At 48.9% G+C, this 25,531-nt stretch carries 21 protein-coding genes and 1 pseudogene; 3 read left to right on the forward strand and 19 right to left on the reverse strand.

Translation table 11 applies throughout. The annotated features are described in order from the left end of the window. The 17 genes from WG622_RS17450 to WG622_RS17530 form a co-directional block, all read right to left on the reverse strand. On the reverse strand, window positions 1–560 hold a 560-nt coding region (locus tag WG622_RS17450), incomplete at its 3' end, for a hypothetical protein (RefSeq protein WP_339404685.1). A 15-nt stretch (window positions 561–575) separates the two neighbouring features. Next, complete coding sequence (locus tag WG622_RS17455) at window positions 576–1,898, reverse strand: polysaccharide biosynthesis protein (RefSeq protein WP_339404686.1); 1,323 nt, start codon at window positions 1,896–1,898, stop codon at window positions 576–578. A 6-nt stretch (window positions 1,899–1,904) separates the two neighbouring features. Next, complete coding sequence (locus WG622_RS17460; RefSeq protein ID WP_339404687.1) at window positions 1,905–2,696, reverse strand: class I SAM-dependent methyltransferase; 792 nt, start codon at window positions 2,694–2,696, stop codon at window positions 1,905–1,907. Continuing rightward, window positions 2,686–3,399 carry a polysaccharide deacetylase family protein gene (locus tag WG622_RS17465; RefSeq protein WP_339404688.1) on the reverse strand — a complete coding sequence of 238 codons (714 nt, stop codon included), beginning with the start codon at window positions 3,397–3,399 and terminating at the stop codon, window positions 2,686–2,688. Before WG622_RS17465 ends, WG622_RS17460 begins: the two co-directional genes overlap by 11 nt. Before the next feature lie 2 nt (window positions 3,400–3,401). Next, window positions 3,402–4,181, reverse strand: coding sequence for an AglZ/HisF2 family acetamidino modification protein (locus WG622_RS17470; RefSeq protein ID WP_339404689.1), 780 nt, complete (start codon window positions 4,179–4,181; stop codon window positions 3,402–3,404). Further along, the gene (gene hisH, locus WG622_RS17475; RefSeq protein WP_339404690.1) at window positions 4,181–4,804 is read right to left on the reverse strand and encodes an imidazole glycerol phosphate synthase subunit HisH; all 624 of its coding nucleotides are present in this window, start codon (window positions 4,802–4,804) and stop codon (window positions 4,181–4,183) included. The genes WG622_RS17470 and hisH overlap by 1 nt, the downstream gene beginning before the upstream one ends. Before the next feature lie 2 nt (window positions 4,805–4,806). Beyond that, entirely contained in the window at window positions 4,807–5,982 is a 1,176-nt protein-coding gene (locus WG622_RS17480; protein ID WP_339404691.1) for an N-acetyl sugar amidotransferase, read from the reverse strand. Between the two features lie 13 nt (window positions 5,983–5,995). Beyond that, window positions 5,996–6,514: an acyltransferase gene (locus WG622_RS17485; RefSeq protein ID WP_339404692.1), complete on the reverse strand. Its 519-nt coding sequence runs from the start codon at window positions 6,512–6,514 to the stop codon at window positions 5,996–5,998. Then, window positions 6,511–8,388 (reverse strand): asparagine synthase (glutamine-hydrolyzing), encoded by a 1,878-nt coding sequence (gene asnB, locus WG622_RS17490; RefSeq protein WP_339404693.1) that lies wholly within the window; start codon window positions 8,386–8,388, stop codon window positions 6,511–6,513. Before asnB ends, WG622_RS17485 begins: the two co-directional genes overlap by 4 nt. 18 nt (window positions 8,389–8,406) lie before the next feature. Then, window positions 8,407–9,576 (reverse strand): DegT/DnrJ/EryC1/StrS family aminotransferase, encoded by a 1,170-nt coding sequence (locus WG622_RS17495; protein ID WP_339404694.1) that lies wholly within the window; start codon window positions 9,574–9,576, stop codon window positions 8,407–8,409. After that, complete coding sequence (locus WG622_RS17500) at window positions 9,576–10,580, reverse strand: NAD-dependent epimerase/dehydratase family protein (protein WP_339404695.1); 1,005 nt, start codon at window positions 10,578–10,580, stop codon at window positions 9,576–9,578. Before WG622_RS17500 ends, WG622_RS17495 begins: the two co-directional genes overlap by 1 nt. 12 nt (window positions 10,581–10,592) lie before the next feature. Beyond that, complete coding sequence (locus WG622_RS17505) at window positions 10,593–11,693, reverse strand: DegT/DnrJ/EryC1/StrS family aminotransferase (RefSeq protein ID WP_339404696.1); 1,101 nt, start codon at window positions 11,691–11,693, stop codon at window positions 10,593–10,595. Continuing rightward, window positions 11,690–12,274 carry an acyltransferase gene (locus WG622_RS17510; protein WP_339404697.1) on the reverse strand — a complete coding sequence of 195 codons (585 nt, stop codon included), beginning with the start codon at window positions 12,272–12,274 and terminating at the stop codon, window positions 11,690–11,692. The genes WG622_RS17505 and WG622_RS17510 overlap by 4 nt, the downstream gene beginning before the upstream one ends. Further along, window positions 12,271–13,215: a Gfo/Idh/MocA family oxidoreductase gene (locus WG622_RS17515; protein WP_339404698.1), complete on the reverse strand. Its 945-nt coding sequence runs from the start codon at window positions 13,213–13,215 to the stop codon at window positions 12,271–12,273. The genes WG622_RS17510 and WG622_RS17515 overlap by 4 nt, the downstream gene beginning before the upstream one ends. Before the next feature lie 14 nt (window positions 13,216–13,229). Then, window positions 13,230–14,528: a Vi polysaccharide biosynthesis UDP-N-acetylglucosamine C-6 dehydrogenase TviB gene (gene tviB / locus WG622_RS17520; RefSeq protein ID WP_339404699.1), complete on the reverse strand. Its 1,299-nt coding sequence runs from the start codon at window positions 14,526–14,528 to the stop codon at window positions 13,230–13,232. Beyond that, window positions 14,521–15,546: an NAD-dependent epimerase/dehydratase family protein gene (locus tag WG622_RS17525; protein WP_339404700.1), complete on the reverse strand. Its 1,026-nt coding sequence runs from the start codon at window positions 15,544–15,546 to the stop codon at window positions 14,521–14,523. The genes tviB and WG622_RS17525 overlap by 8 nt, the downstream gene beginning before the upstream one ends. 66 nt (window positions 15,547–15,612) lie before the next feature. Next, complete coding sequence (locus WG622_RS17530) at window positions 15,613–16,716, reverse strand: NAD(P)/FAD-dependent oxidoreductase (RefSeq protein WP_339404701.1); 1,104 nt, start codon at window positions 16,714–16,716, stop codon at window positions 15,613–15,615. Between the two features lie 531 nt (window positions 16,717–17,247). On the opposite strand from WG622_RS17530, the pseudogene WG622_RS17535 reads away from it, so the two are divergent. The 3 genes and pseudogenes from WG622_RS17535 (at window position 17,248) to WG622_RS17545 (ending at window position 21,428) form a co-directional block, all read left to right on the forward strand. Beyond that, window positions 17,248–18,319, forward strand: a pseudogene (locus tag WG622_RS17535) (IS30 family transposase). A 377-nt stretch (window positions 18,320–18,696) separates the two neighbouring features. Continuing rightward, window positions 18,697–20,142, forward strand: a complete 1,446-nt coding sequence (locus tag WG622_RS17540) for a mannose-1-phosphate guanylyltransferase/mannose-6-phosphate isomerase (RefSeq protein ID WP_339404702.1) — start codon at window positions 18,697–18,699, stop codon at window positions 20,140–20,142. Between the two features lie 74 nt (window positions 20,143–20,216). After that, window positions 20,217–21,428, forward strand: coding sequence for a capsule assembly Wzi family protein (locus WG622_RS17545; protein WP_339404703.1), 1,212 nt, complete (start codon window positions 20,217–20,219; stop codon window positions 21,426–21,428). A 394-nt stretch (window positions 21,429–21,822) separates the two neighbouring features. Here WG622_RS17545 and WG622_RS17550 read toward each other — a convergent pair whose 3' ends face one another. Then, a complete protein-coding gene (locus WG622_RS17550; RefSeq protein WP_339404704.1) occupies window positions 21,823–23,550 on the reverse strand; it encodes a polysaccharide biosynthesis/export family protein in 1,728 nt (575 codons plus the stop codon). Between the two features lie 9 nt (window positions 23,551–23,559). After that, window positions 23,560–25,470, reverse strand: coding sequence for a GumC family protein (locus WG622_RS17555; RefSeq protein WP_339404705.1), 1,911 nt, complete (start codon window positions 25,468–25,470; stop codon window positions 23,560–23,562). Window positions 25,471–25,531: the final 61 nt, after the last annotated feature.

A 25,531-nucleotide genomic window follows, 5' to 3' on the forward strand; every position in this document is an offset into this window, starting at 1 on the left:
TTTTCCCAATGATTGCCCTGATAAGAAGGGGCGTAAATTGCAGGTACGCCTGTTTCGACCCTGCGGTTGGCATCAAAAAGGGGGGTAACTAAATCTTCAACAATTTGATTGGTCTTATCCATGAAAATTCGACGGCTTTCCCGAATGCCCTTACGCTGCGCTCGCGAAACAAAAGCCCATTTTAACAAGTTTTTCGGCGCAAAACCTGAAAAATGAGGAACAGTCCAAATGTCACCACCTGTCGGCATGAAGCCATCAAGTTTTCTATCTGTGAACCGAGCCAGATAGGCTGGTGCGAGGCGCGTACCGATCAACAAATCATATGGGGCTATGTCGTCTCGCACCTGCTGACCTTTGGCTGGGTTCATGAAGTTCTTATAGCTGCCCCAGTTTATGGTTCTTTGAGGATAATCTGGTTGAGTGACTTCATCCGCATCAGGAGTGAAGTGCGTAGCTTCGTTTTCATAGAACAACAAATGAGCATCTGCACCTTCCGCGCGCAGATATTGCGCGAGGTTATTAGAGTTATTATTCATATTTCCAAGAATGCCGATTTTCATATGCACTTCTTACTTTTAGCTTGAATATTGTCCAAGAACGAAGGCGACTGCCACCAAGGCCGTCATCCAACCAATTTGCCTTAACGTCGTATAGTTAATTGGAGCGATACGCTCGGATCCTTGTACGACAAGAAGGATGTATATTGCTGAGGCGCTCAAGAGACCCAGTGGTGCTGACCAAATTTTGATCCCTAACAACAAGAAAAAAATTGTAAAAGCAGCAAACGTGGTCATGAGGATCAACCCTGCGATCCCCACCCAATGGCCTTTTCGCGACAAAATGAAACCCTGACCGGAAAGCGACGCGGCACCGATAAAGATGTTGGCTGCGATCAGCACAAACATGACCGGCATGGTGGGGAACTCGGCGGGAAAAGGTATTTGCTCGAGATATAAGGGCCACATCAGCAGTCCTCCCGATAACAGCAGGACCGAAAGCGCAAAATAACCATTCAACAAATTGCGCGCTAGCGCTTTGCCCACATCTTCTGCGTCATCAAAGCGGCGTAAAATGATCGGCATGAAACCTGCTGATAACACCGTGCCTACTAAACCAACTAATTCGGCCAATCGTGAAATGATGATGTAGCCGCCTAGCATTTCCGGCGAGCTGACTGAGAGGATTGCGAAACGTTCAATCGGTCTCCGCATGAGCAGAGTTAGACTGCTCATGAGGTACCAGACAGAAAACCCAATCAAATTTTTAAAGGTGTTTGTTGCTTTCAATCGTTCCTGGCGCGGCACTGTATTACGGCGTAGATGGCCGGGGATTACCCACAAGTTTCCTAGTCCAAGGGCAATTGTAAAAGTTATCATAAAATCAATTGCCTGACCGCCTTGAGCCAAAAGTATGGAGCCTCCGGCGAAACCCAAAAGGTTGAAGAATAAAATCTTGAGGGAGATTTTTATTGCTGAACCACAAAATCGATCAAAAGAGTAAGCGATGGTTAGATTGGCTTGGAAATAGCCAAGTGTGATCGCGAGCGCCCACTGTTCCCAAGTTAGAAAAATAGGTTCAAGCCAAAAATGGGCTAACCACAAAATCAAACCTAAAACGGAGACCGCGCAAGCAGGAAAACCGAGTGCTACCCAGAGCATTAGATTTCGCTCACTTGGCTTTTTTTCAGTGGCAATTAGGCTTAGGCCAGAGTCCATGCCTAGACCCAGTCCTAAAGCCACGAACGTTGCAGCAATAGCGAACAAATCAAATTGTGTGACTTCGATAAGCGGCTGAAAGTACCCAATAACGAAAGTGGCAGCAATTAAGCTCAAACGCGCAGCCATCATTGAGCCAGATTGGACGATGCTTTCTACTAGTGCAGTACTGAGAACACGCATTTCAGGTTACTTCTTTGTAGCACAGACTTCATGTAACATTGGCAAGCCCATGAATGTCTGTGGTAATCGAAGGGCATCAACTTGCGGTTCTCTTTCAGCCACTGGTTTAAATGAAGTTGAATAATCTGTACCGGAATCGACTATATTGAACCCGTGCTTTTTGACACGTTTTTCCAGACTGCGGCGTGTGTAGACGATGTTTCGATCACGACCTATTAAGGTGTTCGCGGCCATATAGCTGATGCCTGGTAAAGCATTTAGGCTTCGGGTCAGGCGTTGCATGTGCCAACCAGGTAAGTCCACCATGACATACAGTTTTCCACCTGGACGCAACAGGCGAGCGAATTCTGACATGAAAAAGTCGCCCGGGACAAACATGAAAACGCTATAGCAAAAAATTGCATCAAGCTCGCCGTCAGCACCGCCGCGTCTGAGACCAACGTCTTCAAGTGTTTCTCCAAATTCGACCGTTCCGCTGGTCTCTGTCTTTGATGAGAGCAGCTTGGCTATATCAAGCCGCCTTGCAGCTTTATCCACACCGAAAACACTCGAATTTAGATCCCCTAGAGCTAGGGACCACTGCCCAAAGCCACACCCAAAGTCGAGCACCTTATCGAGACCGGTCATTCCCAGATAGCGCAATCGAGATTTGAACCCTTCTAGATCACGCCCCTGCTTGGCGAGCTCTTCGTAAAGTCCTTCGTGGTCCAATTCCGTAAGCGCTGAAAAGGCATCAGAAGCCATATGCCAGCCATTTGCCGACATGGCTTGTGACAAGGTTTCTAAATCAGTTTTCATAAATGTGCCTATCAAAGTAAGTGTCGGGATGAACCAGAAGATAAATCAGGGGGCTTCGGTCATCTATCGCGTGTTGGGTCGGGCTACGTTGATCTTCGTCAAGGCGTACTCCGTTTTCATATGCTTTCCAACGCACCCATTCGCTATCGGAAATATAGCGCGAAGCTTCCATGACACCGTCTTGATAGGCCTCGTAATTTAAACCAAATTCTTCAGCTTTGTGATCGGCCCAGAAATCCAGATTGTTGAGACCGGTCAGCCCACCATGGCTTGCCGCTCCGCGCACAGGTTCTCCCAACATCGTTTCCATAATAGCAAGATCGCGGATTAAAGCTGTTGAAGCATCTTCGTTCCAGATTGCTGCTTGGTCGACGATTTCAGAGTGATAACCGACTTCATGCCCTGCTTTTTGAATGGCGCGCAAATGTCGGAAGTTTTCAAAATCGAAAGGGTTGTATTCCTTGGCGTGAAGTCGAACAAAGAATGTCGCTTTTATCCCTAGTGAGTTGTAGATCGCGGCCAATCGAGCGGCGCGTTGCAGGGAAAAATCCACATCTACCCGATTTATCACTGTTAACTTGCCGCCGTTAACCTGACCCGTTGCGCGAAATTGATCAAACGCGTCCTGGCAGGTTACGAATTGGTAACCCATGTCAAGAAGCGTGCGGTATTCGGCCTCAATATACTCAAAAGTGAAGTGCATAATTAAGCTGTTCCGGGTAGTTCAGGAAATAGGTTTTCGACGACGCTGGGGGATGGGAAATTGACCAGAACACCCATACCTTTTTTCTGAAACACCACCATAGAGCCCACAGCAACAGCTGAAGCTCCTGCCTGACAGACTGCATCTGTTAGATCAGAGAGTTTAGATGCCCCGCCATGTGCGATGACAGGAATATTCACAGCGTCAGACACGCTAGCGATAAGATCTAAATCAAATCCACTCCATGTTCCTTCGCGCTCAACGGACGTTAAAAGAATCTCTCCAGCGCCGCGCTGTTCCATTTCTTGGCACCAGGATTTCGCAGTTCCCTTTTGGCGCACTCGACCGCCATTTGACGTAAGGAACGCATTTCCAAATAAGGAGTGCTTCACATCAACGGACACCACCACGGCCTGAGAACCATACACGTGCGCGATCTGTGAGACTAATTCCGGGTTCGAATAGGCTGCTGTATTTAGGATGACTTTTTCAAACCCAGTATCAAAAATGCGTTTGGCGGTTTCCAAGCTGTCGATACCGCCACCGTAACTAAGGGGCATGAAACACTCGGTAGCAATGTCTCGTAAAACTTCAAAAGCAGGAGCAGATCTGGTTCTTGCACTTTTAATGTCCAGAAAGCAGAGCTCATCTACTTCCAGCTCATTAAAAATCCGCACGGTGTTCGCGGGATCACCGATGTATTGGTAATTTCCGAACCGTTCGGTTTTCACTAGGCTTTTGCCATGCAGTAAAAGAGCTGGGATTATCCGTGTTCGTAACATTAGATCTCCGCGAAACTGCGCAGAAGTGCCATACCAAACTTGTGGCTCTTTTCTGGGTGAAACTGCGCCCCAAAAATATTGCCGCGATTGACTGCGGCGTCGAAATCGTCGCCATACCGGCAACGTAGAATTACGTCATCTGCGTCATCGGCACGTACAAAATATGAATGGACGAAATAAAATCTCGGTTCCGGAGGTAGATCATTCGTTAGAGCGGTCGGTTTGACGATGCTCACTTCGTTCCATCCCATATGTGGAACTCTCAACTCCTTTTGGCGCGGAAATCGGACGGTTTCAGCAGGAATTAGATCAAGCCCCCGCGCGCTGTCGCTTTCTTCGCTTGAGCGCGTAAGCAGCTGCATCCCAAGGCAGATACCCATAAAAGGAACTTTCTCACTGAGTGCTTTTTCTCGGAGAATCTCGCGAAGATCCAGTTCGTCAATTCTATCCATTGCCGGACCAAATGCGCCAACCCCAGGTAAAAGAACCTTCTTTGCTTTCTTGATTGAGCGGACGTCCGAGGCGACCTCGCTTAGTACGCCAATCCTTTTAAACATGTTGATGAGCGAGCCAATGTTGCCCATGCCGTAATCGATGATGGTGACCAAATTGGAGGAGGACATATTCAGCCTTCGATTTTTGTGGGGAAGCAATACTTTAGATAAAAGGAGCGCGGAACCAAATTTGCATCTGCCAACACCTTAAACAGTGGGCGCATGCGCTCAAAGCGCTTCTTATAGGTGGGATATTCGTACCACGATTTTGCGGGTTCAGCCATAATTGAGGCATACTCGTTTTGCGAAAGCCCTAGACGCTTTTGGAAGTATTCAACCAACTCGTTTTCTACATGAGGCGCGGAATTATACTCGGCCCATGCGGCTTCACGGCTTAACTGGCCGTTTCGAACCAAAGCAGAAAGTGTGTTGTTGCGAAAATCAGTATTGAATTTCTGAGGTGCATATACAGAGTGGAAAAACGCCGTCATCCGGTTTTCTAAGTGATGACCACCGTAATATTGCCAATCGTATTCCCTTTCCAACAGGCTACGGGCGTCCTCCTTATTATAGTCAAGGTACCAATACGGTCTTATTTTCCGTATACGTGCAACCGTAGTCCAATACAGAAAACGTTTGAAATCCATCAACGGGTAGGACTTGATCGGCTGCGTGCCAAACTTCTTGTGTATAGAAGCGATGTACTTTCCATCGAAATAGTTGCGCCCGACGGGGGTAATGCCTTCAGTAACGAACGAATGCCCTTCTAAAACATACTTAACGCCATATTTTCTCGCAGCCCGATACATTACTTCAGCGAGAGCGAGATCAGTTGACGCCTCAATCTCAGCAACAGACGCGCGGAAGAAGGAACGGAATATGTCGTCGGCTTCTTCATTATTCACAACATGAGTGTAAAGATCGACATCAAGTGGCAGCAATACCCGTGCAATGTTCTGTGTAGCAATCGCTGAGTTCCACGTATTGTCGTAATGGACGGCAAGCGGACGTAAGCCCCACTCGTGAACGGCCTGATGGACCATATAGGAACTATCCGTGCCTCCAGAAACACCGATGATACAATCATATTTTTTGTTGCGACCGGCCGCCTTGATCGTGTCCAGTATGCGCCCGAATTCTTCTTCGCCCTCTGGGCGACCAGTGCCGTACTGATCGACCAGCCCGTCCAATTGCTGACAATAGTTGCAAACACCTGCATCGTCGAACGAAATGGCCGAAACTCGTTCGTCATAAATGCAACGTGTGCATACGCGTCTTGCAGGATCTAGATCATAACCTATTGGCATTCGCACTTCTTTCTTATTTTTTACTGGGCAACAATCTTGCTGGTGAACCTACAATTCGCGAGTTCGCCGGGAAGCTTTGATTAACAAAGCTTTGGGCGCCAACTACTGAACCTTCGCCTAGCGTGACTCCTTTCGCGATAATTGCATTGGGTCCTATATAGCAGTTATCTTTTATCGTTGTGCGTGCATATGTTGGCTCGGCCTTACCACCAGAAGTCGCCCAGTCGACAGTATCATGTGTATAAATCTGCACCCCTGCTGAGATAGAGCAGTAGCTACCGATACTGAGGCCGCCACCTGTACCGTCCAAAACCGTGAAGGGCCCAATCCATGTGTTTTCCCCAACATGCACATCGCCAAAAACATGTGCGCTGTCGTAAATGCTCGTTCCGGCACCAAAACCAAGCTTTGAGGCTTTTTCCCAACGGTCTGATATATAGTCACCGAAGGGCAGGGTGCGATTGTACTTTACTTTTAGTAAAGCCTTCTGTTCTTCGAGAAACAAACGGAGAGATGAAAGGGAGATCTTCACGCCACCTGCTCCAACCATTCATTTACATTCAATAGTGACCAAATCAAAAGACGCCGATTTTGTTGTCCATTGAGGTGTTGCTGTACCAGATCCGTTGTCGCGTTGTAGTCCAAAAGATCATAGATTGGCGCGCGCTTGCTGAGTAGGCGTTCACGTACAAAATCGATGCTTTCACCTTTGAACCAGCTTGCGTCTGGTGAAGAGAAGCCCTGCTTTGCCGCCTTAGTGATGTCGTTGGGTATGAACTTACCCATCATATCTCGGAGAATTTGTTTTCCATCACTGGTTTTTCTAAAGTACTTAGCGCGCTTATCCCCCTGTTCATTTTCATTTATGCGGACAACGTTCGCCAAATTGTTAAGCTTCAAGTCCACTGGGCAGCGCATTGCAAAGTCGACCAGATCATTGTCCATAAAGGGAACACGAGTTTCAAGCGAGTGCGCCATCGACAGTTTGTCTTCGACTACAAAGAGACCATGCAAGAAGGTCTTCGCTTCAAAGTACAGCGACTGATTTATGTAATCTTCAGGGGTTTCGGGTACGTGTTGCTGTGACTTTAGGACGTCTCGGAAAATGTCGCGTGTCCAGACTCCTGAAACATCATTTTTGATGGGGGCAAACATGCGCTTCAGGTCTTTATTGTCTGCAAGCCTTTGCCAGAATGAGTAGTACTGATCCACGTAATCGTCGAAATCATTGCAAACAACAGCACGGTAATATCGCCATGGATAGCCACCAAAAAGCTCATCGCCCCCAGCCCCAGACATGACAACTTTCACAAATTTAGAAGCTAGCTGTGCAGCATAGAAGTTAGGGTAAGATTGTCCAACCCTCGGCTCTTCGAGATGGTGAGCAAGTCGGGGTAGGCAGCGTTCCATGTCGCCGGCTTTGAGCACCATTTCGTAGTGCTCGGTGCGGAACTTTGCTGACATTGCTTCTGCTGCGGTCCTTTCATCAAAAGCGAGTTCAATCCCCGAGGCAGACGACAGGTCAAAACCGCATGTGAAGGTCTTTAGATCTTTGAAGGAATGCGATGCTATTGCAGTAATAGACCCAGAATCCATACCCCCAGAAAGATAGCAGCCCAACTCCACATCAGTGACCAGCTGACGGTTGACCGCCTGCTCAAAAAGTCTTTCTAGCTCTTCGATGTATTCCTGACGATCAGCTTTCTCAGTTGGGTTTGTAAAGTTAAAATCCCAATATTGAGTAGTAACAAGCTTAGGTTTGTCGTCGCGAGAATCCACAACGGCGTAGTGACCAGCAGGCAGTAACGTGATGCCTTTGATCAAAGTGCGCTCTGTTAGAAGGTTCTGGAACGTGAAATATTCTAGCAAAGCTTCGCGATCGATTTGTACAGGCACGCCAGATCTTGCGAGGATGCCTTTTTGTTCAGAAGCAAATGTAATTCCGGACGCACTTTGCGCTATGTACAGCGGTTTAATCCCGTAACGGTCACGGGCAAGTGTGAGCGTTTTCTCTCGTCTGTCCCAAATTGCAAAGGCAAACATACCGTTCAATCGCTCAAGAGCGCCGACTCCCCAAGCTCCCCAGGCGGTGAGCAGCACCTCGCTGTCTGATTGTGATCGGAAGGGATAGCCCATTGCCTCGAGCTCAGTACGTAACTCTCGAAAATTGTAAATTTCGCCGTTATAGCTTAATACATAACGATTATCGTGGCTCAGCATGGGCTGATGGCCAAGAGGCGACAAGTCGATGATGGCTAGCCTGCGATGCCCCAGACCAATCCCTTCTTCGATCCAATGACCCTCGCCATCTGGCCCCCTGTGCTCAATAGCATCAGTCATAGCCTTTAGTACTGGAGGTGCGACCGGCGCACCTCCATAATTCAATATTCCGGCAATACCGCACATGAAACTAGATCCTAGGTATCAGGTTGGTGCCGTCTCAAGGACGGTTTTGATCACATGGGTTTTTTCCGCTTCTGTCATTCCGTGGAACAAAGGCAAAGAGATCGAACAATCATTCGCGGCACGGGCATTGGGAAAATCCTCAGACTTCAGATTGTACTTCTCAGAATAAAAACTCAACATATGCACTGCATGAGTGGCGGGTCTGGTTGAAACGCCCTTCGTTTGCAGTGTTTCCATCCACGCATTGCGTGCGGCGTTAATGGATTCAACTGAACCTTCCAGCGTCACCATGCATGGGTAGCTTTGGTAGCCGTGGCCATAGCGCTCATCGGTGTGCGGAGTACGCAAACTGTCTAAATTTGAAAATGCTTCATCAAATTCGGCTGCAATTGCGCGCCTTTCCTCAATGATTGCAGAAGCCCTATCCATTTGCGCAGAGCCCAGAGCCCCTTGGATGTCAGTCATTCTCTGATTGTATCCAGCGTGAATATGGTCAGCGAGCAAGTAAGGTTTAGGCCCCAGATGTCGTTGCAAATCAGACATCACCGCACCATGATCGCGCAATTGTTGGATCTTCGTGGAGAGCGCTTCATCCGCAGTTGTCACCATACCGCCTTCGCCTGTGGTGATCGCTTTGCGTGGATGAAAACTGAACGCACCGGCGTTCCCAAAATGCCCAACATGCTGCCCATCAAACGTCGCACCAAAACCGCACGCAGCGTCCTCAACAACCCAAAGCCCATGCTTTTCCGCCAATGCCATGACAGCCGTCATATCTGCCGAGAGACCAAAAAGGTGCACTGGCATTATCCCAACGGTTCGTTCTGTTACCAACGTCGCGGCATGAGCCATGTCGATGTTAAAAGTGAGAGGGTCGATGTCACAGAAAACAGGCTTTGCACCTTGATGTTCAATCACATTTGCCGTTGCAATCCAGGTGAAAGCTGGAACTATAACCTCATCGCCAGGTGAAAGCCCTAAAGCAGCTACTGCAAGATGCATTCCAGTCGTGCATGAGGTGACCGCCAAAGAGTATGGTGCGCCGGTAAAAGCGCTCCATTTGTCTTCAAAACTCTTTACATTAGGACCTTGCACCAACCAACCGCTTTCCAGCGGGCCGAGCACCGACTGAACTTCATGAGGTTCAAGAGACGTCCGCGCAATGGGGACTACCATCTGCTCAGTCATTATACCAATCCCACTGCTTTCTGACGAGCAAGGACCTCAGCTTTGTGCTCATCACGCCATTCAATCAAACGGCGCAATCCTTCATCAAGGTCGATGCCCGCGGTGAAAGAAATCTCAGCACTTGCTTTAGTCGGACTACCAATACGGTTTTTCACAAGCGTTGCTTGGCTACGTGGCGCATATTGAATCTCTTTGTTGCAGCCAGTCAAATTAAGCAATTTCTCAGCCAGCTCCTTCAATGAGGTCCGCTTGCCTGTGCCTACGTTATAGAACTCGTCTGATGCGTCAGCTTTCATGCCACAAACATTTGCCATTGCGCAGTCTTCCACTGCAACAAAATCAAATGCCTCTGAGCCATCGCCCATGATCGTTGGCGCTTCGCCCCGATCAATGGCATCCAGCATCTTCATAATTACGGCAATATAAGCGCCATGATAATCTTGGCGTGGGCCATAGACGTTCATGTAACGCAACCCAATGTATTCCAATCCATAGCGGTGGTAGAACGCTCGAAGCATTGCCTCGCCACAGATCTTGGTAGCGCCGTAGAAGTTCTTGTTGTTGAATGGATGGTCCTCTTCCATCGGTTCTGTCACGGCATCACCATAAACTGAAGCGGACGACGACCACACCAACCGTTTAATGTCATTCGCTACGCAGGCTTCCATAACATTAAACGTACCAGCAACGTTGGTGTTAAACGCTGAGCGAGGGAATTCGTGGCATTGTAGGAGCCACAATGCCGCGAAATGGAAAACACCGTCAATTCCGCGATCTTTCATCGCTGCATTCAAAATATCGGCTTGAAGAATATCACCACCCACGTCGTGGATAGATACGCGAGGGTCTTTGAGAGCCTTAGCCAAGTTTTCTTCGCGGCCTCGAGCAAAATTGTCATAGACAATGATCTCGCCCACATCCTCGTTCAACAGTTTATCGACAGTGTGCGAGCCAATTAAGCCAGCGCCGCCGATGACCATCAATTTTTTTCCTTTAATATCCATTCGAGGACTCCGTTAAGGGTTGTGCTGGCCAACGGCGGCCAACAACGTATCGATAATGTAGGTTTGATCGTTTGCTGAAAGCGTGCCAGAAATGGGCAAACTCAAGACTTCGCGAGCCGCTTTATCACTTTCAGGCACGTTTGCAGGTTGCGCAACAGCGGGTTGAGAAGAAAGCGGTAGCGGATAATGAACCGCGGTTGAAATACCTGCATCCTTCAAAATTGCTTGCACCGTGTCGCGTTCAGAAACTCGGACGGTATACTGTGCCCATGCACTGGTATTGCTCTCTAGGAGAGTGGGGGACGTAACACGACCAGAAGCTTCAAACGCAGACGTATAGCGGTTTGCCACTTCATTGCGTTCAGAAATTTCATCTTCCAAAATTGTGAGTTTAGCCAACAAGATGGCAGCCTGGATCGAATCCAAACGAGAATTCACACCCAGTCTTATGTGGTGATAACGGCGATCCTGGCCATGACGCGCGATTTGGCGCAAGACCTTTGCAAGTTCGTCATCGCGAGTAAAAATCGCACCACCATCGCCGTAGCAACCCAAAGGTTTAGATGGAAAAAAGCTGGTGCAGCCGATCGTAGAAAGTCCGCAGGATCGTGCTCCGTCATAGGTGGCCCCAAAGCTTTGCGCGCCATCTTCGATTACCGATATTCCATGCTGCGAAGCAACGGAATTTATTGCGGCGAAGTTAGGAGTTTGCCCGAAAAGTGAAACAGGGATGATTGCCTTTGTACGGGAGGTAATCGCAGCTTCTAAATGGCTTGGCTCTATAAGCTGGGTAGCTGGATCAATATCTACGAATACAGGCGAAGCTCCCAAGAGAGACACGGCTTCGGCAGTAGCAATGTAGGAAAAAGAGGGCGTGATAACTTCGTCGCCCGGACCCACGCCCAAAGCCATCAGAGCTATCTGCAGTGCATCGGTACCATTGGCCACCGTAATACAATGGGGCACCGAGACAAAATCCGCCAGCGCCTCCTCCAATTCAGCGACTTCGGGACCCAGAATATACTTTCCGTGCGCCAAAACCTTGGCGATACCAGCATCGACCAGCGGCTTCACTCGCGATTGCTGATGTGCCAAGTCAATTATAGGGATCATTCTTCACCCTCCAAACTAACAACACCATCGACAAGCCTGTAGCGCTTCCCGGTATGTTGGCAAGTAGCAATTCCATTTCCCGTCAACGGCAAGTCGAGTTGTTCCCCATGGGCACTCATCCATCCGACATGTCGCGCGGGAACACCAACCATTAGCGCGAAATCGGGAACATCCCGATTAATGACGGCACCCGCACCCACAAAAGAATGCGCCCCAATCGTAACTCCGCAAACGATTGTGCAATTTGCTCCGAGCGTGGCTCCGGTTTTGACCAAAGTATCTCGGTATTCGCTTTTGCGTTCGATCAAAGAGCGGGGATTATAAACGTTGGTAAATGTCATGGAAGGGCCACAGAACACCCCTGCTTCCAAGGTGACATTATCGTAGACAGACACGTTGTTTTGAACCTTACATTTATCGCCAATTACGACCTTGTTCCCAACGAACACATTCTGGCCAAGGGACACACCTTTACCTATCTGAGCACCGGCACACACATGCACGAAATGCCAGACACGGCTTCCGTCGCCGATCTCTGCCCCGTCATCGACGATTGCGCTTGAATGAACTTGGTAGCTCATTTTTTCGCCTTGGAAACAAATGGATGTTGCTCACCACCTGAGCGGGCTTCGGCATTACGGATGTGCGAAACTGTTTCGATTGCGACGCGATTTTCTTCGAGACCAAAACCACGGCCTGCGAGTATTTCCTCATAGCTGCGGGTATGGAGATCCGTGAACCCTCCGGAGAATTCGATCTCGTGACCATCTACAGTGATTGATCGGAAGGTGCGCTGACCTGCAGCGCGAACGGAGCTAGGGACATCATTAATATCTATTGATAGGAACCAACGCACACGCGCGTGTTCATACTCAAGATAACCCGCGGCTCGTGTGTCTTCGGCTAAGTGAACTTTGTTTTCCTGCAGTTCGCCAAAGATGAAATGCAGCATATCAAAGAAATGCACGCCGATATTCGTTGCAATACCCCCGGATTTTTTTTCGGCGCCTTTCCAACTCTGAAGATACCAGTGACCACGAGAAGTGATGTAGGTCAGATCGACTTCATGTTTTTTGTCTTTGGGTTCACGTAGAATGCGTTCACGCAATTCTGTTATCGCGGGGTGTACACGCAACTGCAAAATCGTGTTCACTTTGCGCCCTGTATCTTTTTCGATCTCCGTAAGGCCATCGATGTTCCAGGGATTCAAAACCAGTGGCTTCTCACAAATAGCATCGGCGCCCGAACGCAGTGCAAAGCGCATATGGCTATCATGGAGATAATTAGGCGAACAGATCGAAACATAGTCTACGCCGTTCCCATTCCGACGCAGTTTGTCGAGATGACGATCAAAACGTTCAAACTCGGTAAAAAAGTCTGCCTCCGGAAAATGGCTATCAATAATGCCTACGGAGTCATTGGGGTCCAAGGCTGCGACAAGGTCGTTTTGTGTGGAGCGGATAGCACCCATATGCCTAGGAGCGATGTAGCCAGCGGCACCGATCAATGCAAAGCGTTTCATTTTCGATCTCCCAATTACAGCCGAAGATCGCTTTGATCAGCGGGCAGAACATATTTCAAATCATAGATAACGTGCTCTTTCCGCCCGAGGTTTCGCAGGGCAGCCTCTCCCATTGCTTTGAATTCTTCATGCGCGACGGCCAAAACAATCCCGTCATAAGAATTGGGTTGGGGTTCGCTTACTGGAGTTATTCCGAATTCGTGTTGGGCTTCTTCTGGATCAATCCAAGGGTCGAACACATCGACGTTAATGTCGTATTCCTTCAATTCCGTGACAACATCTATCACGCGTGTATTGCGCAGATCAGGGCAGTTCTCTTTAAACACCATTCCCATGACCAAGACATTGGCATCTTGCACTTGGATACGGTTCCGCAACAGCGCTTTAACCAACTGCCCAGCGACATAAGCACCCATCCCGTCATTAAGGCGTCGGCCAGCCAAAATGATTTGAGGATGATAACCTACCGCCTCAGCCTTATGTGTGAGATAGTATGGATCGACGCCAATACAGTGTCCGCCAACCAAACCAGGCCGGAAAGGTAGAAAGTTCCATTTGGTGCCTGCTGCTTGTAATACCGCCTCTGTATCAATCCCAATCTTATTGAAGATCAATGCCAATTCGTTGATTAGAGCGATATTCAGGTCCCGTTGGGTATTCTCGATAACCTTGGCGGCTTCGGCAACGCGGATCGAAGGTGCCTTGTGAGTTCCGGCTTTGATAATCGTGCCATAGAACAGGTCAATGAAATCAGCCACTTCGGGAGTTGATCCCGATGTAACCTTGGTAATATTCGGCAGACGGTGAGTCTTGTCGCCTGGATTGATACGCTCGGGGCTGTAGCCAGCGTAGAAATCTTCGTTGAAACGAAGACCCGAAACCCTCTCAAGAATTGGAACGCACTCTTCCTCGGTCGCTCCGGGATAGACAGTTGACTCATAGACAACGATGTCACCTTTTTTGAGCACCTCACCAATTGTTTCTGATGCTTTGATCAACGGAGTCAGATCCGGGCGTTTCTGCGCATCGATTGGCGTAGGGACTGTAACGATGTAAACATTACAGTCAGCGATTTCACTTGGTAAACAAGTAAATCTAAGTTCTTTGGCTGAAGCCAGCTCGTCGTCAGAAACTTCAAGCGTTGCATCTTGCCCCAAGCGCAGGGACTCTATGCGCTTTGTATTAATATCAAAGCCAACCACTGGCCGATGTTTGCCAAACTCAACTGCAAGCGGAAGTCCGACATATCCAAGGCCAATTACAGCGAGTTTGGATGATTTAATTGAAAAGGAATGCAATTTAACCTCAGACATTATAATATTCTCGATACCAATCAACGAACCGCGAGATTCCTTCGCGGAAATCCGTTTGAGGGCGATAGCCCGTTAGATTTTGTAAAAGTGATGCATCTGCCCATGTAGCTGGCACATCGCCCATCTGCATAGGCATATAATTGCGAATAGCTTTTTTCCCGAGCACATCTTCTATGGCCTCGATGAAGTCCAAGAGCTTAACTTTCTCGGAGTTACCAATATTCACAACGCGGTAAGGAGCAACGGGTGAAAGGCTGTCACCCTCAGGAACATTGCCGTCCTTAAGACGCGTTGGAACCGCATCAAATAATAGGCGAATACCCCGGACCAGATCATCGACGTAGGTAAAATCGCGGTACATGTCACCGTGATTATAGATATCGATCGGACGGTCCTCAATCATCGCAGCAACAAACTTATAAAGCGCGAGATCGGGTCGTCCCCAAGTGCCGTAAACAGTAAAGAACCGGAACATGGTGACAGGCAAGTTCCAAAGGTGTGCGTAGGAATGCGCCATGCTCTCGTTGGCTTTTTTCGTGGCTGCGTAGATTGTAAGCTGCGTGTCAGCTTTCTCTGTTTCGCTAAACGGCATCTCAGTGTTAGCGCCATACACTGACGAGGTTGACGCCATAAGCAAATGGTCCACCTCAAGCCTACGCGCCGCTTCCATGACGTTGAATGTTCCAATGACATTTGAGTCAAGGTAAGCACGCGGGTTTTCCAGACTATATCGCACACCGGCCTGCGCAGCGAGATGTACGATTATATCTGGCTGGAATTCGTCAGCGACACCATCGAACTTTACATTGTCTTCAAGCATGCCTTCTGTTGAAGAGAAAGCTGAGTTTTGCAACAGCATCGCATGACGACGTTGTTTCAAGGCTACATCGTAATAGCTTGTCATTCCATCGTAGCCATGCACTTGGAACCCCTCTTTCAAGAGGAGCCTTGCAAGGTGAAACCCGATGAACCCAGCTGTTCCGGTAATCAGAATTCGTTTTTTACAGTTCTTTTCCACAAGCGCGTTTCTTCTTAAAAATTTGCCATCAGTTGAGCTACCCTATGCCTGTCGCCTTACAACACATCACGCTTCAAATATCTTCGAATAAGCGGCAATGCCAATAGACAAGCTTGATGTTAACCCAGGCGACTCAATCCCATTCAGTGCCACCAACCCTTCAACTCCCAGCTCACCTGGCCCGTCTAGGCAAAAGTCCCCCTCATTTCCAGTGACAGTTCGCAATTTCGGTCGAATTCCTGAATATCCAGGCGTTAGTGAATTGTCAGGCAAGCCGGGCCAATAACGCCGGATTGCTCTTTCAAATCCCCCAACGCGATCTGAACTCACACGATAATCTTCGACTGAAACCGGCTCTGTATCGGGCCCAAACCGAGCGGAACCAGCCAAATCCAATGTAAGGTGAACACCAAGTCCACCTGCTGCCGGAACAGGATAAACCAAATGCCTAAATGGCGCCGGACGGTCTAGGACAAAATAGTTGCCTTTAAGCCAGTAGTCGTCTGGTGAAGAAATACCGGCACTCCGGCACAGCGACGCGGAGTGTAATCCTGCAGCAATAAACAAGTTTTGCGTGGCTATCTGAAATCTCTCACCGCGACTTACCCCGGTAATGCAATGAGGCGGTCCAATGTCTAAATGTTCAACGGTAGTTTCCAAACATACATCAGCACCGTGCGAACAGGCGTCAGCCATAAGCTGATTGATGTATGTGTGACTATCAATGATCCCTGTCGACGGCGAGAAAAGAGCCGATTTACAATAAAGCTCCGGTTCTAGCTTGCGAACATCAGCCTTAGTTAAATGTTGCAGTGAGTCTTCACCATTCAATCCATTCGCTGATGCTTTCTCCAAAATACCAGCCAACTTACCTTCGTCTTCTGACGATGTGGCGACAATCAGCTTCCCGGTTTTTCGAAATGGCACCGAGTTAGTTGCGCAGTAATCATAGAGCATTTGGCGACCACGCTTGCAATGAAGTGCTTTTTCACTGCCCACCGGATAATAGATTCCAGCGTGAATAACCTCACTGTTTCTGGATGATATGCCACCACCGACGTGTGAAAGTGCATCAACCACGAGCACATCGTGTCCGCGCATGGAAGCTTCACGCGCGATCGCCATGCCGACAACACCTGCGCCGATAACTACTACTTCAACTTCGTCCATAAAAATGCAGCTGGCCTCGTAATAGAATAAGACGGCAAGCGACTTATTCACCCTTGAAAAGCTTGAATTCTTTACATCCACCATTCGGCAAAAAGCAATCAAACTTTCAGCGTTTCGATCCTATTTTTAGATACCGTATTTTCTTCGCCACCTTCAGGCGACGAAAGTCCACAAGCGGTGCAACCAAGACATTGCCGATTTAGCATTTCAAACTGCAATATGCGCCATGAATTTAACTACGCGTGTGCCTCAGAGTTCCAAAGACGTGCGATTAGGGGAGAAAGTGTGGGCTCCACTTTTGTTAACTATCTAAATTTAATAAATTTTTAATTAGCCAAATGGTGCCAACTTCTTTCTTTGATCCCAAGACAGTAGCATCCGCGCAAGTGAAGCCAATAACACCGAATGATATGACACGGTTTCAATAAACATAACAACTCTTTTGCGCAAAGACTTACAGCTTGGGAGCGCGCTACCGTGAAGTGTGACTCCTATTAGAAAACAATGAGTTATCTAGTAGGAGATCATGGCATGGGAGCTGTTTACACGCAACTATCACTGCAAGAACGTCGTAAGATCGAGAGCTGGTGGCATGCATAGGTGCCCGTCAGAGAGATGGCGCGTGTCCTGAAGCGTCATAAATCGACGATCTTTCGCGAGATCAAACGCAATTTCTGGGCCGATGATGCCTTCCCGAAGAAATACGCGGGCTACTTCGGTCACGCGGCGCAACTGCAGACCAACAAGCGTCGATCTGTGCAACGAAAGCTGATCCGGCATCCGGAGTTGTGCAAGACCGTGATCGCGCGGATCCAGCAAGGCTGGACGCCGGAGCAGATCGGAAATCGCATGATCTATGAAGGCGCGAAGCTGCGCGTCTGCCAGGCGCTGCCCGGCAGGGTATTGCTGTAGGCAATGTCCCTAGAGGGAAACGATCTATCGCTACATCTATTCCAAGGAAGGCATGGATCAGGAGCTCTGGCGGTATCTGCCCGAGCACCGCAAGGCCCGTCGACCGCGTCATGCCAGAAAGCGCCAAAAGCCAAAGTTTGACCGCGATGTCAGCATCCTATTCCGCCCGAACGACGTGGCGCACCGCCGGCAGTTTGGTCACTGGGAAGCTGATCTTGTCTTGTTCAAACAACACTTTGGACAATCGAACGTCACATCGCTGGCTGAACGTGTCAGCCGGTTCACAGTTCTGCTCAAGAACCCAAACAAACGCACAAAGCCGGTGATGGGCAAGACCATGAAAGCTGTCCGCGATCTGCCCTTCATCGCGCGTCGTTCTATCACTTTCGACCGCGGCACGGAGTTCGTCAGCTGGCCGCACCTTCAGGCTGAGATCGGAACACAAACCTGGTTCTGCGATCCGTCTTCACCTTGGCAGAAAGGCACCGTCGAAAACACAAATCGCCGCGCTCGAAGGTGGCTGCCGAGGAAGCGCGACATTACGGCAGTCACAGATCATGAATTGAAAATGATCTGTGACCGCCTCAACAACACGCCTCGCAAATGCCTCGGATGGAAGACGCCAGCCGAAGTCTTCCGCGAAAGGATGATGGAAGAGATGGGCAAAGCACCCTACCCTAAAGCCCAATAGGATCCGCGGTTCAGGTATCGCTCACAGGGCGGGGAATTTACAGGAAGTGTCCCGGGAGTCCGTTCATATATACAGCCAACCATCCCGCAATTTAGTGAGTAGGCAAGAAAAGACAGCAATGAACGATGCAAAAAGCAGTTCCAGAATTGGCTTTAGTGCTTAGCGTCAGCAGTTTTCAGAAACTATCATTCCAATAGATCAGAAAACCATCTTGCGCTAAAGGTTCTATAGGGTCCGGCGGATGAAAGCATTCCGTTTCGTGGTTCGAAAAAAACAATCTTCGAAAAGCCCGAAGGAATACCGTTTAAAGCGAATGTGATCCGACCCAAACTAGACGACAAAAGCAAGTCCAGAGTTTAAAAGTAAAGAGCAGTTAAATGGCAAAAATTCACCCAGTTATTTTGTGTGGCGGTTCAGGGACACGCCTATGGCCTCTATCGCGCAAATCTTATCCTAAACAATTTACAGAAATTCTCGGTGAAGATAGCCTATTCCAAGCGTCATCACGTCGGTTATCAGGCACAGGATTTGCTGCTCCAGCTATCGTAACTGGATCCGATTTCCGCTTTTTGGTTATAGAGCAACTCGCAACTCTTGAGATTGCTCCTTCACAAGTTCTCATCGAGCCATTCGCTAGAAACACCGCCGCCGCTGTTTGTGCTGCCGCACTTGCTATTGATGCAAAAGACAAAGGGGGTCTCGTTCTAGTTGCCCCTGCTGATCATGTGATCCCGGATCACGAGAAATTCCGTTCCACTGTACACGCCGCTGTTGATACCGCTTTGTCAGGCCAACTGGTGACTTTTGGCATCATGCCAGATCGGCCTGAGACCGGATATGGCTGGCTGGAGCTAACAGAACGGCCAGACTCATCATTTTCCCCAACCCCTCAAGCCTTGAAAGGCTTCGTTGAAAAACCAGACCAGATTAAGGCTAAGAACCTCTATGAAGGCAAAAAACATCTTTGGAACGCAGGGATTTTCCTTTTCTCTACAACGACAATATTAGACGCCTTCGCTGCACATGCTCCTGACACGCTCAAAGCTGTTCAAGACGCTCTGGAAAAAGCTGAGTATGATCTCGCTTTCACCCGGCTTGATTCAGAAAGCTGGGAACGGTGCGATGATATATCAATCGACTATGCGGTGATGGAGCGCGCTGATAATCTGTCTGTTGTTCCTTATGCCGGTAAATGGTCTGACCTAGGAGACTGGCACGCGGTTTGGAGAGAGTCTGAAAAAGACGCGAGTGGCACCGCTCTTAATGGACCAGCCACTTCAATAAACTGCTCAAACACTTTGCTTCATGCGACATCGGCCTCTCAAGAAATTATCGGCATCGGCTTAGACGACATCGTCGCAGTGGCTATGCCAGATGCCGTCTTGATCGCAAACAAAGACAACGCCCAAGAAGTCAAACTCGCGGTCGAGCAGCTGAAAACCAAAGGTGTTGCTCAAGCTGAAATGCTACCTCGCGACTACCGGCCCTGGGGTTGGTACGAAAGCCTCGTGACAGGTGCCCGGTTCCAGGTAAAGCGCATTGTCGTAAACCCGGGGGCCTCTCTTTCTCTACAGAGCCATCACCATCGTGCCGAGCACTGGATTGTGGTCGCAGGCACCGCAAAAGTGACCATTGGCGAAGACACGAAGCTCATTAGTGAAAATGAGTCCGTTTATGTTCCATTGGGTGCCGTTCACCGTCTTGAAAATCCGGGGAAATTGCCGGTCACGTTGATTGAAGTTCAAACAGGAAGCTATTTCGGCGAAGACGACATTATTAGGTACGACGATATCTATGCGCGGGGCCAAGGAGCAAAAGGTTAACTAACTACAAACCCCCACCTTTTCAGCGCGCATCTTTCATCCTATGGTGCGCGAGTATTTTAAGTAGAGTTCCCATGCGCCGCCTATTGACCTCCGTTCTCGCAGTCTCCGTTCTCACACCCGCATTTGCACAAGCTGAAGGATCATTTTCGCTGGCAACCGGGGCTCTTTCCGGAGGTTTCCTTACTCAACAGGACCACTATGGTTTTGGGGCGGGTAAACAAAATTCCTATGCAAATCTTGCCTATGAAGACAACATCGGTGACCTTCGTTATCGGTTAAGTGTCGGAATAGATAGCGATGACAGCCAAGTATTGTTTGACGACAGCTACGTCGAACGAGACTTTGGTCTTTGGACCCTCGGCGCTGGGGCTAAGGACTGGCATTGGGGACCTTCGCGCTACACGTCACTCGTATTGTCGGACAACACCCGTCCCGTGCCAGGTGTTTATGTCTCGCGTGCGCCATCAGAATTTGAAAGCCCTTGGCTATCTTGGCTTGGAGAATGGTCGGGCGACATCTTAGTTGGACAATTGGCTGAACATACCGCGCCCGCAGACACAAAATTACTAGGCATGCGACTGGATATTAACCCTTTGCCCGGCCTTGAAGTAGAATTCGTGCGGATGGTGGAATTTGGAGGCGACGGACGGGACAATAGTGCCGGTACTTTTCTGAAAATACTGTCCGGCTTTTCTGATGCCAATAGCGTTGTCTCTAACCAGCTTGCTGGCTTCGGCGTGTCCTATACACTGCCTGAAACTCCCCTACGTGGCTATGTTCAGGCGATCGGTGAAGATGAAGCAGGATACTTACCATCTTGTTACTTTTACCTAGCAGGTCTGGAATATTTGACGAATATCGCGGGTTCCCCGTCGATCATTACTCTCGAAGCCGTCGATACACGCGTTAAACAGACCCCTGCCGGGTTTTGCGGCCCTAACACCGTCTATACCAACACTCAATACGCCAGCGGATACAGTCACTACGGTGCGACCTTGGGCGCTCCGATTGATACCGAGGGTACATCGATGACGCTATTTGGAAAGCATGAATTAAGAAGCTTCGATCTGCGTTGGTCAATTGGTCAGTTTGACATCAATCAGGCGAGCCTCGCAACGCACCGCCTTACCCCCACGCGCACAAAGGGGATTTTAGCCACCGTTGGAGCAACAAAATCTTGGGACGACACCACACTAAGTGCAGTGGTTGCATATCAAGATTTCAACCTGCGCGAAGCGTCGCGAGGAGTCAGTTTCGGCATGCAACTTTCAAAGAGTTTTTAACCTCAAGAAGAAGGAATTGCGAAGGTAGGATTCTCTTCAGTCTGCAGCCGGTTGCAAACCGGTGTGGTAACTGCTGTTTGTTTTCGTTCGGCCCGCGCCAAGTGCAGTTTGAGTTAACAGTGAAGGAACCCTCGCAAGCTGCAGATACCAAAATTCGTAAAGCGACTCTTCCGAGCTCTTTATCGGATCACCGTACACATAAGATGGCTCCAACCAGAACGCTGCACCAGCTCCCAAGCAACCGAGCCGACAAACTGTAACTTTGGTGGCTAACCGACAGTGATCTTCAGCAACGGACACCTCACAACTCGTGCTCTATGCGCACTTAACTGCATCACTATAGACGATGTAAAAGTCGGCGCGCCTGCAGCCCACCACTCACAGAGCAACGGATCTATCGCCCAAAGGTTCTAGAATTCGTGATGCCGACATCAATTGCATTCACAAAGGTCAACGCTGCGGTGAGTGCACGAGTATATCGAGAAATTGGTCGAGTACGAACAAACATTATATCGCCAGGACGCAATTCAAAATCTTCCGCTAAACCGAGATTCAAGACCTGTGTTATGTCGAAATGATAAGCATCGTATTTCAAGCCTTCGCCGCGCAGGACGTAAACATGCCGGAAGTCAGCCTCGGCAGCACTGAACGCACCCCCATCAAATAACGCTTGTGACAAAGTGGTTCTGCTGTGCTGATTAATTGGTAACTGCCTCGGCAGCCCGATTTCCCCAACCAACAACGCATTGGTGCCAACATAGGCGATGTCTTCAACAACGACGTGATCGTCTGGTGCAAGCCAGTAGCGCTTGCCAGGATTATTCAAAACGGTGGATTGAGCTGAAAGATTGTATGTCTTGTTGGCTCGGTTAAGACGAATGAGCAAATCTTCATTTTGAGTAACGTCTATACCTTGTGCGATCAAAAGACCTCTTAGGTCGATACCTCGCAAATCAAAAGGCACAGCCTTACCCTGCTGCGCCAAAGCGGCATCATTATCCGTCACGCGCAAATAAGTAAGACTGCGAGCTCCGAAGTTTGTGACATTCAACTGGACATCCGAAGTTGGGAGCATCTCTGTAAGAATGATACGGTCATCATCAAAAACGTAATAGGGTCCCGAGTGACCGCCCATAACGATGGATTTCGCACTCATTTGGTAGGTCTGACCCGCTCGCTCGAGTGTAACCCGATAGTCTCTGTCACCAACAAATGAAGGGTTAAACTGCGCAATCAAGCGGTCATAAGTTAATGGTTGATCTGTGAGCTGAATTACTCGCGTCCCAAGGTCTCCCGTTACAAGGGCAGTTTGAGAAACAAAGCTCTGTATTTCCACCACAGTATCAATACCGCCAGCATTTCTAATCGCTTCCTGCAACACTCGATCACGCACCTCGGATAAAGTTAAGCCAGCGGCTTCAACTTCCCCTAATTGCAAAACGCTTACTACACCATTCGATCCGATAACGCTTTTACTCGTCTGGACACTCTGAGTCAAAACTCCGTCTTTGTCCGTCGTTTCGATAAGACGAGAAACGCGAATGATGTCACCATTGCCTAGGCGGTATTCGGGGGGCTTAGCGACAGGGAACTCAATGGGTGAAAATGTAGCTGCTTCGCTGCTAATCGTCGTTCTTAGCGCCGACCGTATTGCCATCTTTGCTTCAGAAATTGTGAGGCCTTCAATCACGACGCTGCGGCCTTCTAACAGATCAACCGCACCTTCTTCATTCACCAAATAGCTGTTATTAGCGGCCTGACGCGTTCGGATACCGTCAGCATTTACACTGTATCCTGAGCGATTAACAACTACTGTATCGCCGACGCCGATCACATAGTCTGGTCGCTTATTCGATGGAGGTTTCGCCCCAGAAAACAGCGCGCTCTCGGGCACGTTTCGGACCGGCCCAACCCCGTTTCCACCTATATTCACATATCTAATAAATGGACTTTTGTTTGCTCTCGAAACAACAGCCGGGGTAATATCATATCCCGTCACTTGATAGATGACTTCAGCTTCCGGATTTTCGACTTCATCCAAATTAAAGTTTGGTTGCCGCAACACCTCAGTGCATCCGGCAAGGAACGACATGAGGCAGAAAATAGAAACAGCAATGCGCATAGTTGCTCCTTAGACGATCACCAGCAGTGGGTCTGACATCTTAGACCGTGTAAAGATCGATTTTATAGCTTCAACAGATCCAAGATTCGTTTTCCCCCGCTCAGCAACAAAAATTGAGGCGTCGGTAGACGGCGCGACCACTCGAGAAACTGCGGTCCCGTTCTGTGGCGCGGGCAATACTATTAGGACTCGACCGTAAATTTCCTTCAGTTTCAAAAGATAGCGGCTTCTCTCTGAAGCTTTCAAAAATACATCCGTTTTTGAAGGAACAAGCAGATCAATATCTGGGTAAATTGTATACTTGGAAGTGAAATTTTCAGAAGTCCCGTCAGTGGCGCGTGTCAATGCTTCAAGAGACCCATTCGAAAGGTCCAAAATTGCAGTTTTTTCACTCAGCCGTGCCGATGCTTTGGAGAGACTAAGTGAGAGGCGTGATACCAGATCATTCGGTCTAGTAGAAATGATAGAAATCACCTGCTCTTCTTCAGCAAATGAAACCAGTAAATCCTGTACAGCAGTCAGTTGTTTTTGCGTCAGCTCAGCTGTGTCGACGCCACCAAGTTGTGAACGCTTGCGCTTGCGCACATCGCTTGATGCGAAAGCAGTTTTGATCGCTGTGTCAGAATAAAGCGTCCCACGTTTCTTAGATGCCATCAAAGCCCACGCCGCGCCAATAAACAGCCCCAGTACGACTCCTATCGCTAGAACCATTGGCTTCTTAGGCGATGCGGGCTTTTGGGGCATGATTGCCGCCTCAACAATACGACCACTCGCGCGTTCATACCCCGAATGCAAAGAGCGCGCTTCGAACTGCGTTATCACAGATGAATAGATAGCCTGTTGAATTTCGACCTCACGCTCCAAAGCAGCTAGCTCCAAGGCCTCTGCTCCCGAACTCATTGCTCGCGCTTGGAGCGCATTGAAACTACTAATTAACGGAGACTTCTGAGCCTCCAAGCGGTCTACCGCACGCTTTAAATCTGCAGAGGAGGGTTTTTCCCAATTGCTAGGGTCTCCCGAAAAGTTTAACAGACGCCGAAAAGACGAGCTTGTTGAAATGGGATAGGCTTGAGAAAATTCCAGTCCATCAAAATCCCCAATCCCCATTTTCTCGAGCGCCAGAATGCTCTCATCTATGGCATCCAGATCTCGCCTCACTTCCGCAAGTTGGGATGATGTTCTGGCCAATTCACCGGCCGACTGTAAGCTATTGGTAATTGCATAATCACGTACCGCCGCATTCGCTGCGTCAAGATCCAGGCGAATTTGCAACAATTCATCTGCAAAGTACCCTAGGCTTTGACGTGTTTCATTCCGCTCTCGCTCGAATATGTCCTGAAGCGATTGTGACACAATGATATTTGCAACGTCGGCAGCCCTTTTCGCATCTGGATGTGAAACCGTTAGCTCATTAATCCCATTTTCGCCGATGTTCAGGGCCATTTTTTTCCGTAATGTATCAATAGCCATGTTTAAGTAGTCATTTCTGGAAACCTCTTTGTCGTCCTGCAACCCAAACACAAATGCGATGAGAGTCTCAACCAAACCCGACTCCTGAAGTTCCTCATTAAACTCAGGATCGGTTCCAAAACCAGCTTCTTCATATATGGAGTCAATGAATGGCCTGGAAAGAACCCGATCGGCAATCGTGTCCGCTTCTGATATGGCTCCTGGTACGCCAACCCCGGCCAATCCTGCCAAATCAGCCGCCTGTCCCAGCGCCGCTGCGCCTGCGTCCGCCTCTACCAATTCAAATCGGGTTGAAGCAGCATACTCAGGTGTGGCTAGCTCAAACGCATAGAGAGCAGCGAAAGCCACTGACAATATCGTAGCTAACGCAACAGTCCTCCAATTATACCAAATCGTTGTAAATAGCTCGCGCAAATCGATTTCTTCATCTTGCTCAGCAAGTTGCGACATCGCCCCACCTCAAAAACTTAAATTCACTTTGAAAAGTGCCAATCGCAACCGCGACACCCGC

This window comes from Cognatishimia coralii (assembly GCF_037478305.1).
GTDB classification, from domain to species: domain Bacteria; phylum Pseudomonadota; class Alphaproteobacteria; order Rhodobacterales; family Rhodobacteraceae; genus Cognatishimia; species Cognatishimia coralii.

Bases quoted from the DNA above. Each gene is read 5' to 3' on its own strand.
- WG622_RS17455 (WP_339404686.1), bottom strand. From the start codon at position 1,898: ATGCGTGTTCTCAGTACTGCACTAGTAGAAAGCATCGTCCAATCTGGC.
- WG622_RS17460 (WP_339404687.1), bottom strand. From the start codon at position 2,696: ATGAAAACTGATTTAGAAACCTTGTCACAAGCCATGTCGGCAAATGGC.
- WG622_RS17465 (WP_339404688.1), bottom strand. From the start codon at position 3,399: ATGCACTTCACTTTTGAGTATATTGAGGCCGAATACCGCACGCTTCTT.
- WG622_RS17470 (WP_339404689.1), bottom strand. From the start codon at position 4,181: ATGTTACGAACACGGATAATCCCAGCTCTTTTACTGCATGGCAAAAGC.
- hisH (WP_339404690.1), bottom strand. From the start codon at position 4,804: ATGTCCTCCTCCAATTTGGTCACCATCATCGATTACGGCATGGGCAAC.
- WG622_RS17480 (WP_339404691.1), bottom strand. From the start codon at position 5,982: ATGCCAATAGGTTATGATCTAGATCCTGCAAGACGCGTATGCACACGT.
- asnB (WP_339404693.1), bottom strand. From the start codon at position 8,388: ATGTGCGGTATTGCCGGAATATTGAATTATGGAGGTGCGCCGGTCGCA.
- WG622_RS17495 (WP_339404694.1), bottom strand. From the start codon at position 9,576: ATGACTGAGCAGATGGTAGTCCCCATTGCGCGGACGTCTCTTGAACCT.
- WG622_RS17500 (WP_339404695.1), bottom strand. From the start codon at position 10,580: ATGGATATTAAAGGAAAAAAATTGATGGTCATCGGCGGCGCTGGCTTA.
- WG622_RS17505 (WP_339404696.1), bottom strand. From the start codon at position 11,693: ATGATCCCTATAATTGACTTGGCACATCAGCAATCGCGAGTGAAGCCG.
- WG622_RS17510 (WP_339404697.1), bottom strand. From the start codon at position 12,274: ATGAGCTACCAAGTTCATTCAAGCGCAATCGTCGATGACGGGGCAGAG.
- WG622_RS17515 (WP_339404698.1), bottom strand. From the start codon at position 13,215: ATGAAACGCTTTGCATTGATCGGTGCCGCTGGCTACATCGCTCCTAGG.
- tviB (WP_339404699.1), bottom strand. From the start codon at position 14,528: ATGTCTGAGGTTAAATTGCATTCCTTTTCAATTAAATCATCCAAACTC.
- WG622_RS17530 (WP_339404701.1), bottom strand. From the start codon at position 16,716: ATGGACGAAGTTGAAGTAGTAGTTATCGGCGCAGGTGTTGTCGGCATG.
- WG622_RS17540 (WP_339404702.1), top strand. From the start codon at position 18,697: ATGGCAAAAATTCACCCAGTTATTTTGTGTGGCGGTTCAGGGACACGC.
- WG622_RS17545 (WP_339404703.1), top strand. From the start codon at position 20,217: ATGCGCCGCCTATTGACCTCCGTTCTCGCAGTCTCCGTTCTCACACCC.
- WG622_RS17550 (WP_339404704.1), bottom strand. From the start codon at position 23,550: ATGCGCATTGCTGTTTCTATTTTCTGCCTCATGTCGTTCCTTGCCGGA.
- WG622_RS17555 (WP_339404705.1), bottom strand. From the start codon at position 25,470: ATGTCGCAACTTGCTGAGCAAGATGAAGAAATCGATTTGCGCGAGCTA.